Below are 14,568 nucleotides of genomic sequence, written 5' to 3'. Positions count from 1 at the left end.
AACCTCATTACGAGGTTACTTTATACATAAGCTCTACTGGCTTAGTTCACTAGCACACTGTTGAGTTCTCAAGCAACACGCCACGGATCGCGCCACCCGAAAGCGGCCTTATCCGAAGCAGTTATTCCTTAGCAAGTTTTTTTGTCTAGATTTTGGGCCACCCACTCAATCACCCTGAGGTGAGAGCTTGGTTCGTGTCCCGCTGGCCACCCGGTTTCCCTGGCGACTTGCAAAACATTACACCGCTCAAAACCCCCTCAAACAGGGGGGTACCTTAACGATCTTTTCGCAGGTCAGGCCCGGTTTCAGTCCACAGCGGCGTCCTCCGGCGTTCCCCGGGCCAACCCAGCGAGAACGTCCAAAGCCGTCGACAACGCGTCCCATGACGGGGACGAGAGCGCCATTCGCACCGCATTCGGCGCGTGGCCGTTGCCGATCGTGAATGCGGCGGCCGGCGTGACGGCGATACCGCGCCTGGCGGCCGCTCCCACGAACGTCTCCGCGCGCCACTGATCCGGGAGTTGCCACCAGCAGTGGTAGGCCCGCGGGTCCGTTCGCAACGCGAACTCGCCCAGCCGGTCGGCGACGATCCTCTGGCGCGCGGCGGCGTCACGACGTTTCCCCACGGCGATGGCCGAGGCGGTTCCGTCGGACAGCCAGCAGGTCGCGGCCGCCACGGCGAACCCCGGAGCCGACCACGCCCCAGATCGAGTAGCCGCCGCGACTCGGTCTCCGATCCCCCGGGGTGCCACCGCGAAACCCAAGGTCAACCCCGGTGCGAGCCGTTTGGAGAGACTGTCGATCAGCACAGTCCGCTCCGGCGCGAACGCGGCCAGCGGCGGCAGGTCGTCGTAGAGGAACGCGTAGATATGGTCCTCGATGACCGGCAGGTCGAGCGCCTCCACCGTCTCCGCCAGTTCCCGGCGCCGGGCTTCCGGCATCGTCACGCCGAGCGGATTGTGCAGCGTCGGCTGCAGGTAGACGGCTCGCAACGGCGTCGCGCGGTGCGTGGCGGCCAGCGACCGAGGCGACAATCCGTCCTGGTCCATCTCGATCGGCACCAGCGTGACGCCGAGTCGCACGGCGATGCCCTTCACCACGGGATAGGTCAGCGCCTCCACCCCGAGCCGCTCCCCGATCGGCACCAGCGCCGCGATCGCGCCCGCGATGGCCTGCCGCCCGTTCCCGGCGAACGAGATCCGATCCGGCTCGGGCTCCCATCCCGCGTGCGCCAACGTCGAGGCCGTCGCCTCGCGCGCGGCCTTCGTCCCCGTCACTCCCAACGACTGCAGCGCGTCGCCCAGGACGTCGGGTCGCAGTAGCCGTCCCAAGCTCGCCGCCAGCAGCGCGGGCTGGTCCGGCAACACCGCGAAGTTCAGCTCCAGATCCACCCGCGCGCCACTGGGTTCCGCGAGCGCCGGGTCGAGCGGCGGCTGCGCGGCGCGGATGAACGTGCCCCGGCCGACCTCGCCGACAGCCAGCCCTCGCCGCACCAGCTCTCCATATACCCGCGCCGCGGTCGAACTCGCGATCCCGTGCCGCCGCGCGAACCGGCGTTGCGGGGGAAGGCGGTCCCCTGGCCTGAGCCGTCCGGCGGTGACTTCGGCCGCGAGCTTGTCGGCGATCACGCGGTAGTCGTCCATGGCGGTATCCATCCAATGAAAGCTGATTGCACCGAGCTCATTGAGCCTATTGCACTCGGATATTGCACCGAATAGCGTCGAGACGTCAAGCAAGCGAAGGGCGGATCATGAAGACAGCTCTCGGCGGAATCACCGTCGGCTACGACGATCACGGCGCCGGCGAACCGCTCGTGCTCGTCCACGGCCATCCGTTCAACCGGTCGATGTGGCGGCCGCAGGTGGAGCGGTTCAGTAAGGACTGGCGAGTGATCGCCCCCGACCTGCGCGGCTACGGCGAAACCACGGTCGTCCCGGGCAAGACGCCGTTGGAGACGTTCGCCCGCGACCTCGAGAACCTGCTCGATCATCTCGGCGTCGAGAAGTTCGTCCTGGGCGGTCTCTCTATGGGAGGCCAAATCGTCATGGAGTGCTACCGGCTGTTCCCCGAGCGCATCCGCGGCCTGATCCTCGCCGACACCTTCCCCGGCGCCGAGACCCAAGCCGGCAAGAAGCACCGCAACGACGTCGCCGACGAACTGCTTCGCGAAGGCATGGAGGCGTACGCCGTCGACATGCTCCCGAAGATGCTCTCGCCGCGAAACGTCCCCGCGCTGCCCGACGTCGCCGCGCACGTCCTCGGCATGATGCGGACGACTCCCCCGGAAGGCGCCGCGGCGGCCCTCCGCGGCCGGGCCGAGCGGCCGGACTACGTGGAGACGCTCAAAGGAGTGTCTGTGCCCGCGCTCGTGGTCGTCGGTAGCGAGGACGAGTTCACCCCGGTCAGCGACGGCGAACTCATGCACAGTCTCATCCCCGGCTCAACTCTTCTGGTTGTCGATGGTGCCGGGCACATGCCGAACCTCGAACGGGAGACCGTGTTCGGCGACACAGTGGAAAGATTCCTAGAGTCAGTGGCGTCAACAGCGCGGATAGAACAGTGAGCTCTCCCATGGCGAACGAACAGAAGACCGTATTCGTGACCGGCGCCAGCAGCGGCTTCGGCGAAGCGATCGCCCGGCGTTTCGCGGCCGACGGCGCGCGCGTCGTGGTGACCGCCCGCCGGGCCGACAAGCTCGCCGAGCTGGCCAAGGAGCTCGGGGACAACGTCCTGCCGGTCGAACTGGACGTGCAGGACCGGTCCGCCGTCCTCGACGTGATCGCGTCCCTGCCCGCGGAATTCGCCGACATCGATGTGCTCGTCAACAACGCCGGCCTGGCGAAGGGCCTCGAACCGGCGCACCGGGCCGAGCTCGACGACTGGGACCAGATGATCGACACCAACACCAAGGGGCTCGTCTACTGCACACGGGCAGTGCTGCCCGGGATGGTGGAACGCGGGCGCGGCCACGTCATCAACAGCGGCTCGGTCGCGGGAACCTACCCCTACCCCGGCGGCAACGTCTACGGCGCGACCAAGGCGTTCGTCCACCACTTCAGCTTGAATCTGCGCAGCGACCTGCACGGCACCGGCGTCCGCGTGACCAGCATCGAGCCCGGATTGGTAGGCGGGACCGAGTTCTCGGCGGTTCGTTTCGAGGGTGACCAGGACAAGGCCGACGCCGTCTACTCCGGCACACAGCCGCTCAACGCCGACGACATCGCCGAGTCGGTCCACTGGACGGCGTCGCTTCCGGCGCACGTCAACGTGAACGTCATCGAGATCATGCCGGTGGTCCAGAGCTCCGGCGCCCTCCGGATCTACCGAGGCGAGTCCTAACGGCGGGAGCAAGGGACCTTTACTACCGCGAAACGGCAGTAAAGGTCCCTTGCTCCCGCCTGAAGTGACCACGGCGGCCGGGTAGCGAGTCTGAGGACTGGGTGCCCGGCCGTTTTGCCGTGACCGGCAAGTCGGAAATTTGCATTCAATGCTTTGAGTCTTGCGTAACGTTGTCGAGAATTTGTATGATCCTCGTCACTGAGTGTCGTCTCCCCACTCAGGTTTCGCTCGCACCCGATAAGAAGGGCAGTGTCGCCCCGTGTCCCCCACACGTTTCTTCAGTGCGCCCAAAAAACGAGGAAAAGCCCAGCTCGCGGCCCTCACCGCGGCATTCGTCACCGTCGCTGGACTAGCGGTGTTCGCCTCTTCCGCCCAAGCCGCACCCGCCGCGGTCTGCCCCGCAACCGTCGGCGGCGGCGCGACAGTCCCGTTCGTCGAGCAAGAAGCCGAGTGCGTCGCCTCGAACGGCACCCAGATCGGCCCCGACTACACCCAGGCGAGCCTCCCGTCCGAGGCGTCCGGCCGCCAAGCCGTACAGCTCAACAGCCAGGGCCAATACGTCGAGTTCACGCTGAGCGCCCCGGCGAACTCGATCAACGTCAGATACAGCCTGCAGGACGGCAAGTCCGGCAGCCTTTCGGTGTACGCCAACGGTTCCAAGCTCGGCGGCCAGCTCACGACGACGTCGAAGTACAGCTACGTCGACACCCCGTGGATCCCCGGCGCGAAGACACACAAGTTCTACGACGAGACCCGCCTGCTCCTCGGCCAGGACCTGCAGGCCGGTGCGAAGGTGCGCCTCCAGGTCGACGCGGGGAACAGCGCCGGGCCCTACACGATCGACCTCGCCGACTTCGAGCAGGTCGCGCCGGCCGCGACCGCTCCGGCGAACTCCCTTTCGGTGACGTCGTACGGCGCGACGCCGAACGACGGCTCCGACGACGCCAACGCGTTCCGCTCCGCCATCTCGGCCGCGAAGTCGCAAGGCCGGGAGGTCTGGGTCCCCGCGGGCACCTTCGAAATCCCGCAGGCCCTGCAGGTCGACCAGGTCACCATCCGCGGCGCGGGCCAGTGGCACACGGTCCTGCACGGCACCAACGTGTTCAACAACAACAGCGCGTCGGGCAACATCAAGCTCTACAACTTCGCGATCTTCGGCGAAGTGACCGATCGCAACGACGGCAGCCCGGACAACGCCCTCCACGGCGTGCTCGGCACCGGTTCGGTGGTCTCCGGACTGTGGATGCAACACGTCAAATGCGGTCTGTGGCTGATGAACGGCGCCACCGACAACCTGACGATCGAGAACAGCCGGATCATCGACACCACCGCCGACGGCATCAACTTCGACGGCAACGTCCGGAATTCGACCATCCGCAACAACTTCCTGCGCAGCAACGGTGACGACGCCCTCGCGTTCTGGTCCAACGGCGTCCCCGACGCCGGCGACTCGATCATCAACAACACGATCGTGCAGCCGCAACTGGCCAACGGCATCGCGATCTACGGCAGCACCAACAGCACGGTCAGCGGCAACGTCGTCAAGGACACCAACGCACTCGGCGGCGGCATCCTGATCGCGAACCGCTTCAACGCGACGCCGTTGTCCGGCACGATCACCGTCGCCAACAACACGACCCTGCGTGCCGGGGCGCTCGACCCGAACTGGCAGTTCGGCGTCGGCGCGCTGTGGTTCGACGCGCGGGACGTCGCGATCAGCGGGGTCACCATCAACGTGACCAACTTCCGCGCGATCGACAGCCGCTACGCCGCCATCCAGTTCATCGACGGCAACGGCCAGGGCAAACCGATCCAGGGCGTATCGATCAACGGCGGCAGCATCGAAGGCGCCGGCACGTTCGCGATCCAGGCCCAGACCACCGGTTCGGTGAACATCAGCAACATCACCGCGAGTCGTATCGGCGTGGTCGGCACCTACAACTGCCCGTACCCGACCAACGTCAGCCCGCTGGCCATCGGCGGCAGCGGCAACTCCGGCATCAGCGGCACGTGGACGAACTGCGCCACCTGGCCGCCGCCGAACTCCGGCCCGCCGACCCCGCCGGGTCCCGGCACCAACGCGGCGCTGTCCCGGCCGGCGACGTCGAGCAGCGCTGTCGGCGGTTTCCCGGCGAGCGCGGCTGTCGACGGCAACGCGAACACCTACTGGGAGAGCAACAACGGCGCCTTCCCGCAGACGCTGACCGTCGACCTCGGCGCCACGGTCAACGTCAACAAGGTGACGCTCAAGCTGCCGCCGTCCTCGGCGTGGGGCACCCGCACGCAGACGCTTTCCGTCCAGGGCAGCACGGACGGCGGCAACTACTCGACGATCGTCGGTTCCCGCGGCTTCACCTTCGACCCGGCGAGCGGCAACACCGCGACGGTCACCTTCGCCGCGACCGGCCAGCGGTACCTGCGGCTGAACATCACCGGCAACACCGGCTGGCCCGCGGGCCAGGTCTCCGAGTTCGAGGTCTTCCGGGCCTAGAGCTTCTCCACCTCACACCGCACAAGCCAAGGAGTGTCGCCCGTGTCCCCACGTTTGTTCAGTGCGCCCAAAAGCAAGGCGAGGTTCGGTGCCATCACGGCCGCCGTGCTCTCCGCGTCCGGTCTGGCGGTGATCGCGATCGGCGCCTCGCCAACCGGCCTGACCCCGTCCGCGGCCGCCGCTTCGGCCGCGACGTCGGCGCTCGCCGTCGCGGGAAGGGGCGCCACCGTCCCGTTCCTGGAGCAGGAAGCCGAAACCGCGTCGACCAACGGCTCGGTCATCGGTCCGAACCGAGCCGCCGAAACCCTCCCCGGTGAGGCGTCCGGCCGCAAAGCCGTGACGCTGGCCGGACAGGGCAAGTACGTCGAGTTCACGCTCACCGCTCCGGCCAACTCGATCAACCTGCGTTACAGCCTGCCGGATTCGGGCGACGGCGCCGGGATCGACTCGTCCATCGGCGTCTACGTCAACGGCGCGAAGAACCGCGACCTGCCGCTGACTTCTCGTTATGCCTGGTACTACGGCTCGTACCCGTTCACGAACCGTCCCGGCGACGGCCACGGGCATCACTTCTACGACGAATCCCGCGCGCTGCTCGGCAGCACACTGCCAGCGGGTACCAAGATCAAGGTGCAGGTCGATTCGGGCTCGGCGCCGGCGACCACGGTCGACCTCATCGACTTCGAGCAGGTCGCGCCCGCCGCGGCCGCGCCGGCGAACTCCCTTTCGGTGACGTCGTACGGCGCTGTCGCCGGGGACGCCAACGACGACGCCGGAGCCTTCGACGCGGCTGTCACGGCCGCGCGCAGTCAGGGCAAAGAGGTGTGGGTCCCCGCCGGGGTCTTCATCCTCAACAAGCACATCACCGTCGACCAGGTCACCATCCGCGGTGCCGGGCAGTGGCACACCGAGCTGCGGGGCAGCCGAGCCGGGATCTTCGGCAAGGGCGAACCGGCCAGCTGCGGCACGTCGACGTATCCCGGCAACGCGGCCGTCCCCGGCGTCAGCTCCAACGTGAAGCTCTACAACTTCGCCATCATCGGCGAGGTCAAGGAGCGCGTCGACTGCGACCAGTCCAACGCCATCGGCGGCGCGCTCGGCGGCGGCTCGGTCGTCTCCGGGTTGTGGTTGCAGCACACCAAGGTCGGGCTCTGGCTCGACGGGCCGTTCGACGGGCTGACCGTGTCGGGCAACCACATCGTCGACCAGACCGCCGACGGCCTGAACCTGCACCAGGGCATCAGCAACGTCACCGTCACCAACAACTTCCTGCGCAACACCGGTGACGACGGCCTGGCGATGTGGGCCGAGCGGGATGCCAACCACCACAACACCTTCTCGTTCAACACGGTGATCGCGCCGATCCTGGCGAACAACATCGCCATCTACGGCGGCCACGACATCAGCGTCACCGACAACGTCGTGTCCGAGACACAGAACCAGGGCGGTGGCATCCACATCGCGAACAGGTTCGCCGCGGTGCCGCTGGCCGGGGTCACCACCGTCGCCCGCAACACCACGATCCGCGCGGGCGTGCTCGACTCGAACTGGCAGTTCGGCGTCGGCGCGCTCTGGTTCGACGGGCGCGACTCGGCGATCAACGGGCGGATCGACGTCGTCGACAACGAGCTGCTGGACAGCAACTACGAGGCCGTCCAGTTCATCGACAGCAACACGAACGACATCCACTTCGACAACCTCAAGATCGCCGGCGCCGGCACGTTCGCGTTCCAGTACCAGTCGAAGGCGTTCGGCACGATCAAGAACGTGGTCGCCACCGGTATCGGCAAGGCGGGCACGTACAACTGCCAGGGTCCCGACGCGCTGACAGGACTGGCCGACCAGGGCGGCAACTCCGGATTCGGCACCACGTACTGCGGTCCGTGGCCGACCCCGGTCTACGGCGGCGACAGCGGTGGCCCGACGACCACTCCCCCGCCGACTACCACCACGACTCCCCCAACCACCACGACTCCCCCGACCACGCCGCCGCCCGCGAGCGGCAACCTGGCACTCCGGAAGCAGGCCTCCGCGAGTGGCGCGCAGGGCGGATTCCCGGCGTCCAACGCCGTCGACGGGGATGCGAACAGCTATTGGGAAAGCACCAACAACGCCTTCCCGCAGACGCTGACCGTGGACCTCGGCGCGGCGACGAGCGTGCGCCGGGTCGTCGTCAAACTCCCGCCGCCGAGCGCCTGGGCCACCCGTACCCAGACCATCTCGGTACAGGGCAGCACCAACGGCTCGGCGTACTCCACGGTGAGCAACTCCGCGGGCTACACCTTCAATCCGGCCAGCGGAAACGCCGCGACGATCACTTTCGCGGCGACGTCGCAGCGCTACCTGAGGCTGACCTTCACCGGCAACACCGGCTGGCCGGCGGGCCAGGCTTCGGAATTCGAGGTGTACGGCTCGTAGGCCGGTTCCCCGGTCGGGTAACGCCCGATCGGGGATAAACCCACAGCGCTCGTCCGTCCCGCTGCCGGCGTAGTCGGCGGGACGGACGGGTTCCACCTTGTGGGGGTAGGCAAGTCGGCCGGATGCTGCCTGTGACGAATACCTGTCGACATTCCGTAAGAAAGGTCGTCATTTTGCGCCAAGTTGCAGCATAATTGCAAGTATGACGCGTCGCCTTGCCGAAGTAGCCCGAAAAGTCGGGGTCAGCGAAGCCACTGTCAGCCGGGTACTCAACGGCCGATCAGGGGTTTCCGCCAGCACCCGCACCGCAGTACTGACCGCGCTCGACGTGATGGGGTACGAGCGCCCCACCCAGTTGCGTGGTGAGCGCGCCCGTCTGGTCGGGCTCGTGCTGCCCGAACTGCAGAACCCCATCTTCCCCGCGCTCGCCGAGATCATGGGCAACGCGCTCGCGCAGCAGGGGTTCACCCCGGTGCTGTGCACGCGGACCGCCGGTGGCGTCTCCGAGGCCGAGTACGTCGAACTCCTGTTGCAGCAGCATGTTTCCGGAGTGGTGTTCGCCGGTGGCCTGTACGCGCAGGCCGACGCCGTCCACACGCACTACCACCGCCTGGTCGAGCGCAAGATCCCGACGGTGCTGCTCAACGCCGCCGTCGAGCACCTGGGCCTGCCGCAGGTGTCCTGTGACGACGTCGTCGCCGTCGAGCAGGCGGTGAGCCACCTGAGCTCGCTCGGGCACGAGAAGATCGGCATCGTGCTCGGCCCGCCCGACCACGTCCCGTCACAGCGCAAGCTGACTACTTTCCGTACGTGCATGGAGAAGGCCGGCCTCACCGCGGCCGAGGACCAGATCGAGCACGGCATGTTCTCGATCGAAGGCGGCCACGCCGCGACAGCGCGTCTGCTGCCGCGCGGCGTCACGGCGGTCCTCTGCTCGAGCGACCTCCTCGCGCTCGGTGCGATCCGCGCGGCGCGTCGTCACGGATTGTCGGTTCCCGGCGATTTCTCGGTAGTGGGTTACGACGATTCGTCGCTGATGAACTGCACCGACCCGCCGCTCACGACCACCCGCCAGCCGATCGAGGCCATGGGCCGCGCGGTCGTCGAACTCCTGGTCAAGCAGATCAACGGCGGTACGGTCGCCGCGGAAGAACTGCTGTTCGCGCCGGAACTCGTGGTGCGTGGTTCCACGGCTCGCGCGATACCGGCGCCACGATGACCGGGATCTGTTCGTAACTTGCGACTTTTCGTCGATGTCTTGCGGGCTTCTGGTCTGACACTTTAGGGTGACAGCCATCACGTGACAGTCGTCGCGACCGCGAGAAGAGGGTCAGATGAAGAGCCTTCGTGCCCGCAGAGTTTTCAGTTTGGTAGCCGTGGCGAGCGTCGCCATATCCGTCACCGCCTGCGGTGACAGCGCCACCGAACAGAACGCCGCAGGGGGCAAGACCAAGATCACGATCACCGGCCAGCCACCGAAGACACAACCCTTCGAACGGCAGGTCTTCGACGCCGATGTCGCCGAATTCGAGTCACTGCACCCGGAAATCGACATCGAACCGCACGAGGGGTTCATGGACCCCAAGACGTTCTCCTCGAAGCTGGCCGGGGGGCAGCTCGAGGACGTCTACTACGTCTACTTCACCGATCCGGCGCAGATCATCGCGCGTCATCAAGCCGCCGACATCACGGAAGCCGTGAAGTCCCTGCCGGTTGTCAACGACATCCAGCCGCAATTGATGGACAACTTCAAGGGCCCGGACGGCAAGCTTTACGGCCTGCCGACAGCCAACTACTCCATGGGGCTGCTCTACAACCGGGCGCTGTTCACGAAGGCCGGCCTCGACCCGGACAACCCGCCGAAGACCTGGGCCGAGGTCCGCACCGCGGCCAAGAAGATCTCCGATCTCGGCAACGGCACGGTCGGGTACGCCGACTTCAGCAAGAACAACCAGGGTGGCTGGCACATGACCAGCTGGCTCTACTCGCTCGGCGGCCAGATCGCCCGGCAGGACGGCGACACGTGGAAGGCGGACTTCAACAACGACAAGGGCAAGGCCGCGCTGAACTACCTGCACGACATGCGGTGGACCGACAACTCCATGGGCAGCAAGCAGCTGCTCGAGGCGACCGACGTCCAGCGCATGATGGGTGCCGGCCAGCTCGGCATGTACCTGGCTGCCCCGGACAACGTCCCTGTGCTCGTCAAGCAGTTCAACGGCAAGTACGAGGACTACGGCCTGGCCGGCATCCCCGACGGCAAGGGCACGCTGCTCGGCGGCGAGGGCTACATGATGAACCCGAAGGCCACGCCCGAAAAGATCAAGGCCGGGCTGGCCTGGATCCAGTGGAAGTACCTGAACCCGGACCGCTTCGACAAGTTCGTCAAGACCTTCGCGGACGGCAAGCAGCCGGTCGGGCTCCCGGCCCAGCCGACGCCGGACATCTGGCAGGGCGCCGTTCGTGAGCAGCAGGAAGCGGTCAAGGTCAAGTACGCCAACGTCCCGTCCACGAACTACCAGGCGTACATGGACACCGCGCAGCAGATCAAGGGCAGCGTCGAGCCGCCCAACGCCCAGCAGGTCTACGCCGCGCTCGACAGCGTGATGCAGGCCGTGCTGACCGACCAGGGCGCGAACATCGATCAGCAGCTGTCCTCGGCGGAGGCGAAGGTCAACAATGTCCTCGCCCAAGTCAAGTAACGTCCTTCAACCGGCCCGGCCCGCGGTTCCGCCGCGGGCCGGGCGTCCGGTTGCCTCCGCTCACCAGCGCAAGAGGACCAGGCAGCGCCGCAAACTCGGCGAGAACATCACCGCGTACGGCCTGCTTTCCGCGGCGTTGCTCTGCTTCGCGCTGTTTTCGTGGTACCCGATCGTCAAGGGGATCATCCTCAGCTTCCAGCAGGTCGACTTCGTCAACGACCCGACCTGGGTGGGTTTCGACAACTTCGTGCGGCTGTGGAACGACCCGCTGTTCGGCGTCGCGTGGCGGAACACGTTGCTGTTCACCGGTTTCGCGCTGATCTTCGGGTTCCTGGTGCCGTTCTTCACCGCGGTGCTGCTCAACGAACTCCGGCACGCGCGGGCGTACTTCCGGCTCGTGGTGTATTTGCCGGTGATGTTGCCGCCGGTGGTCACGGCGTTGCTGTGGAAGTGGTTCTACGACCCGGGTCCCGGCCTGTTCAACGAAGCGATCGGTGTGGTCGGGCTACCGGGATCGGCGTGGCTGGATTCCAGCAGTACCGCGATGATCTCGCTGGTTTTCGTGTCCACGTGGGCCAACATGGGCAGTACGACGCTCATTTATCTGGCCGCGTTGCAGACGATTCCCGGTGAGCTCTACGAAGCCGCGGAACTCGACGGTGCCGGGATCTGGAAACGCCTGCGGCACGTGACCTTCCCGCAGACCAGGTTCGTGCTGCTGGTGTTGCTGCTGCTGCAGGTCGTGGCGACGATGCAGGTCTTCACCGAGCCGTACATCATGACCGGTGGCGGCCCGGACGACTCCACGGTCACCCTGCTGCTCCTGCTCTACCGCTACGCGTTCGTCTACAACGACTTCGGGTCGGCCAGCGCGATGAGCCTGCTCCTGTTCGTCGCACTCGGCATCTTCTCGGCGGCTTATGTGCGACTCACGAAATCTTCGGACTGAGGGGGTCACGGATGGCCATCGTCATCGAGCCCGAGCTCGTAGCCAAGAAAAAGAATCCCGTGTCCATTAAAAAGAGGGGCACTACGTACGCCGGACGAACCCTGGTCTCACCCGCGCAGTTGCGGAGTACCAAGGGAAAGACGATCTATTGGATCGTGCTCGCGGCCACGCTCATCGCGTTCACCTTCGCCTTCCTGTTCCCGCTGTACTGGGCGGTGACCGGTGCGATGAAGTCGTCGACCGAACTCGCGCAGATGCCTCCGACGCTCCTGCCGCAGACCTGGCATCCTGAGGTCTACGGCGACGCGTGGGAGCAGATCAACCTCGGCAAGTACTTCCTCAACACGATCGTCGTCGCCGGTGGGGCGCTGGCGATCCAGCTCGCGGTGGACATCCCCGCCGCGTACGCGTTGTCGAAGCTCCGGCCCGCACTGGGCAACGCCGTCCTCGGCCTGATGCTGGTGACGTTGATGCTCCCGGCGGCGGCACTGCTGGTGCCGACCTACGTGACCATCATCGACGTACCGCTGGTGCACGTGAACCTGTTGAACTCACCGGCCGCGATCTGGCTGCCGGCGGCGGCCAACGCGTTCAACATCTATGTGCTCAAACGATTCTTCGACCAGATTCCCGACGAACTGATCGAAGCGGCGCGAATAGACGGCGCCGGGCCGGTGCGCACCCTGTGGAAAATCGTCCTGCCCATCTCCCGCCCCATTCTGGCGGTGGTGTCGATCCTCGCGATCGTCACCGCGTGGAAGGACTTCATCTGGCCGCTGCTGGTGTTCCCCGACCCCGACAAACAGACGTTGAGTGTCGTGCTCCAGCGGGTCGCGATCGATCTCCCGCTCAACCTGCTCGTCGCCGGTCTGGTACTGGCCAGCCTGCCGATGGTGGCGATCTTCCTCGCCTTCCAGCGGCAGATCCTCGCCGGATTGACCGCAGGCAGTCTCAAGGGCTGAGCCCACTTGAGAACTGTCCTCCTGAGAACCGTGATTCACTTTGAGAAGGGGCAAGCTGTGACCGCTTCGGGGAATCCTTCTGCCGATTCGACCCTCGCCTGGTGGCGCGACGCCGCCATTTACCAGGTCTATATCCGCAGTTTCGCCGACAGCAATGGCGACGGCATCGGCGATCTGGCCGGCGTGCGTTCCCGGCTTCCTTATCTGTCGGAGCTCGGGATCGACGCGATCTGGTTCACTCCGTGGTATCCGTCCCCGATGGACGACGGAGGCTACGACGTCGCCGATTTCCGTGACATCGAACCGAGTTTCGGTACGCTCGACGAAGCCGAAACGCTGATCGCCGAAGCACACACGCTCGGCATGCGGGTCATCATCGACATCGTGCCCAACCACTGCTCGGATCTGCACCGGTGGTTCCAAGCCGCGCTGGCGGCCGGACCGGGTTCGCCGGAACGGGAACGATTCTGGTTTCGGCCCGGCCGCGGGGAAAACGGCGACGAGCCGCCGAACGACTGGCCGTCACGCTTCGGCGGCCCGGCGTGGACACGCGTCACCGAACCGGACGGCACGCCCGGCGAGTGGTTCCTGCACCTCTACAGCTCGCGGCAACCGGACTTCAACTGGGACAACGCGGAAATCCGCGCGGAGTTCGAAGACGTCCTCCGGTTCTGGTTCGACCGCGGTGTCGACGGCTTCCGAATCGACGTCGCCGATGGACTGGTGAAGGACCCGGCCCTCCCGGATCTGGCCACCACCAACGGTGTTTCGCCGTTCTCCGATCTGGACGGCCTGCACGACATCTACCGCGCCTGGCGGAAGATCGCCGACAGCTACCCCGGCGACCGCATCCTGGTCGCCGAAATGTGGCTCGACGACATGTCCCGTGCCGCGCGCTACCTTCGCAAGGACGAGCTGAACTCGGCGTTCAACTTCGACTACCTGGTGTGCCCGTGGAACGCCTCGAAGTTCCGCACGGTCATCGAAAACACGCTCGAGGCGCACGTTTCGGTGGGCGCCCCCGCGGCTTGGGTGCTCTCGAACCACGATGTGACAAGACCTGTCACCCGCTACGGCCGCCCCGGCGACACCGGCTTCGCCTTCGCCGACCGTCTGCACGGCACCCCCGTGAACAGGGATTTAGGCACCAGACGCGCCCGCGCGGCCGCGTTGCTAACGATGTCACTGCCCGGCGGCATCTATGTCTACCAAGGCGAAGAGCTGGGCCTGTGGGAAATCGAAGACATCCCCGACGCCCTGCGGCAGGATCCGGTTTTCGCCCGTACGAAGGGCGCCGACCCCGGCCGCGACGGTTGCCGTGTCCCGATTCCGTGGTCCGGTACGGAATCGCCGTTCGGTTTCAGTCCTGAGGGAGCCGCGACCGAGCCGTGGCTTCCGCAACCGGCTTCGTGGGCGAGCTACACCTCGGAATCCGAATCCGGTGATCCGTCGTCGATGCTTCGCTTGTACCGGGCGGGTCTGGCTCTGCGTCGGTCCGAGTCCGCCCTCGGCGACGGCACCCTGAAGTGGAACGACGCCCAGCCGGACGTTCTGTCGTTCACCCGTGACCCCGGCTTCACCTGCATCGTCAACTTCTCCGCCGAGTCGGTGCCACTGCCTACTCACGAGGAGATCTTGCTGGCCAGCAACGATTTGGTCGATGGGCTGCTACCGCCGGACACCGCTGTGTGGCTACGCACGCCTTAA

10 protein-coding genes are annotated in these 14,568 nt (G+C 66.2%); 9 read left to right on the top strand and 1 reads right to left on the bottom strand.

Going from position 1 to position 14,568, the window contains the following annotated elements; translation table 11 throughout:
• Positions 1-305 precede the first annotated feature (305 nt).
• Entirely contained in the window at positions 306-1,643 is a 1,338-nt protein-coding gene (locus VGP60_RS12345) for a PLP-dependent aminotransferase family protein (RefSeq protein ID WP_327548090.1), read from the bottom strand.
• A 107-nt stretch (positions 1,644-1,750) separates the two neighbouring features.
• Between VGP60_RS12345 and VGP60_RS12340 the strand changes: the two genes are divergently transcribed.
• From VGP60_RS12340 to VGP60_RS12300, 9 genes are all read left to right on the top strand, one after another.
• Positions 1,751-2,563, top strand: coding sequence for an alpha/beta fold hydrolase (locus VGP60_RS12340; protein ID WP_327548088.1), 813 nt, complete (start codon positions 1,751-1,753; stop codon positions 2,561-2,563).
• A gap of 8 nt (positions 2,564-2,571) precedes the next feature.
• Positions 2,572-3,339, top strand: a complete 768-nt coding sequence (locus VGP60_RS12335) for an SDR family NAD(P)-dependent oxidoreductase (protein ID WP_327548087.1) — start codon at positions 2,572-2,574, stop codon at positions 3,337-3,339.
• A gap of 259 nt (positions 3,340-3,598) precedes the next feature.
• Entirely contained in the window at positions 3,599-5,830 is a 2,232-nt protein-coding gene (locus tag VGP60_RS12330; protein ID WP_327548086.1) for a discoidin domain-containing protein, read from the top strand.
• Positions 5,831-5,872: 42 nt separating this feature from the next.
• The gene (locus tag VGP60_RS12325) at positions 5,873-8,248 is read left to right on the top strand and encodes a discoidin domain-containing protein (RefSeq protein WP_414640331.1); all 2,376 of its coding nucleotides are present in this window, start codon (positions 5,873-5,875) and stop codon (positions 8,246-8,248) included.
• Between the two features lie 202 nt (positions 8,249-8,450).
• Complete coding sequence (locus VGP60_RS12320; protein WP_327548084.1) at positions 8,451-9,467, top strand: LacI family DNA-binding transcriptional regulator; 1,017 nt, start codon at positions 8,451-8,453, stop codon at positions 9,465-9,467.
• Positions 9,468-9,582: 115 nt separating this feature from the next.
• Complete coding sequence (locus VGP60_RS12315; protein ID WP_327548083.1) at positions 9,583-10,950, top strand: ABC transporter substrate-binding protein; 1,368 nt, start codon at positions 9,583-9,585, stop codon at positions 10,948-10,950.
• Positions 10,928-11,899: a sugar ABC transporter permease gene (locus VGP60_RS12310; protein ID WP_327548082.1), complete on the top strand. Its 972-nt coding sequence runs from the start codon at positions 10,928-10,930 to the stop codon at positions 11,897-11,899. Before VGP60_RS12315 ends, VGP60_RS12310 begins: the two co-directional genes overlap by 23 nt.
• Before the next feature lie 11 nt (positions 11,900-11,910).
• The gene (locus tag VGP60_RS12305; RefSeq protein WP_327548081.1) at positions 11,911-12,861 is read left to right on the top strand and encodes a carbohydrate ABC transporter permease; all 951 of its coding nucleotides are present in this window, start codon (positions 11,911-11,913) and stop codon (positions 12,859-12,861) included.
• 57 nt (positions 12,862-12,918) lie between these two features.
• On the top strand, positions 12,919-14,568 hold the full coding sequence (locus tag VGP60_RS12300; protein WP_327548080.1) for an alpha-amylase family glycosyl hydrolase: 1,650 nt from the start codon (positions 12,919-12,921) through the stop codon (positions 14,566-14,568).

It is taken from the genome of Amycolatopsis sp., assembly GCF_036008905.1.
In the GTDB taxonomy this organism is placed as follows: Bacteria; Actinomycetota; Actinomycetes; order Mycobacteriales; family Pseudonocardiaceae; genus Amycolatopsis.
Note: the sequence above shows the minus strand (reverse complement) of the source record. Positions and strands in the feature narration are given on the sequence as shown.

What these genes read in the sequence shown, in the direction of transcription:
- VGP60_RS12345 (WP_327548090.1), bottom strand. Translation starts at nt 1,643, where the DNA reads ATGGACGACTACCGCGTGATCGCCGACAAGCTCGCGGCCGAAGTCACC.
- VGP60_RS12340 (WP_327548088.1), top strand. Translation starts at nt 1,751, where the DNA reads ATGAAGACAGCTCTCGGCGGAATCACCGTCGGCTACGACGATCACGGC.
- VGP60_RS12335 (WP_327548087.1), top strand. Translation starts at nt 2,572, where the DNA reads ATGGCGAACGAACAGAAGACCGTATTCGTGACCGGCGCCAGCAGCGGC.
- VGP60_RS12320 (WP_327548084.1), top strand. Translation starts at nt 8,451, where the DNA reads ATGACGCGTCGCCTTGCCGAAGTAGCCCGAAAAGTCGGGGTCAGCGAA.
- VGP60_RS12315 (WP_327548083.1), top strand. Translation starts at nt 9,583, where the DNA reads ATGAAGAGCCTTCGTGCCCGCAGAGTTTTCAGTTTGGTAGCCGTGGCG.
- VGP60_RS12310 (WP_327548082.1), top strand. Translation starts at nt 10,928, where the DNA reads ATGTCCTCGCCCAAGTCAAGTAACGTCCTTCAACCGGCCCGGCCCGCG.
- VGP60_RS12305 (WP_327548081.1), top strand. Translation starts at nt 11,911, where the DNA reads ATGGCCATCGTCATCGAGCCCGAGCTCGTAGCCAAGAAAAAGAATCCC.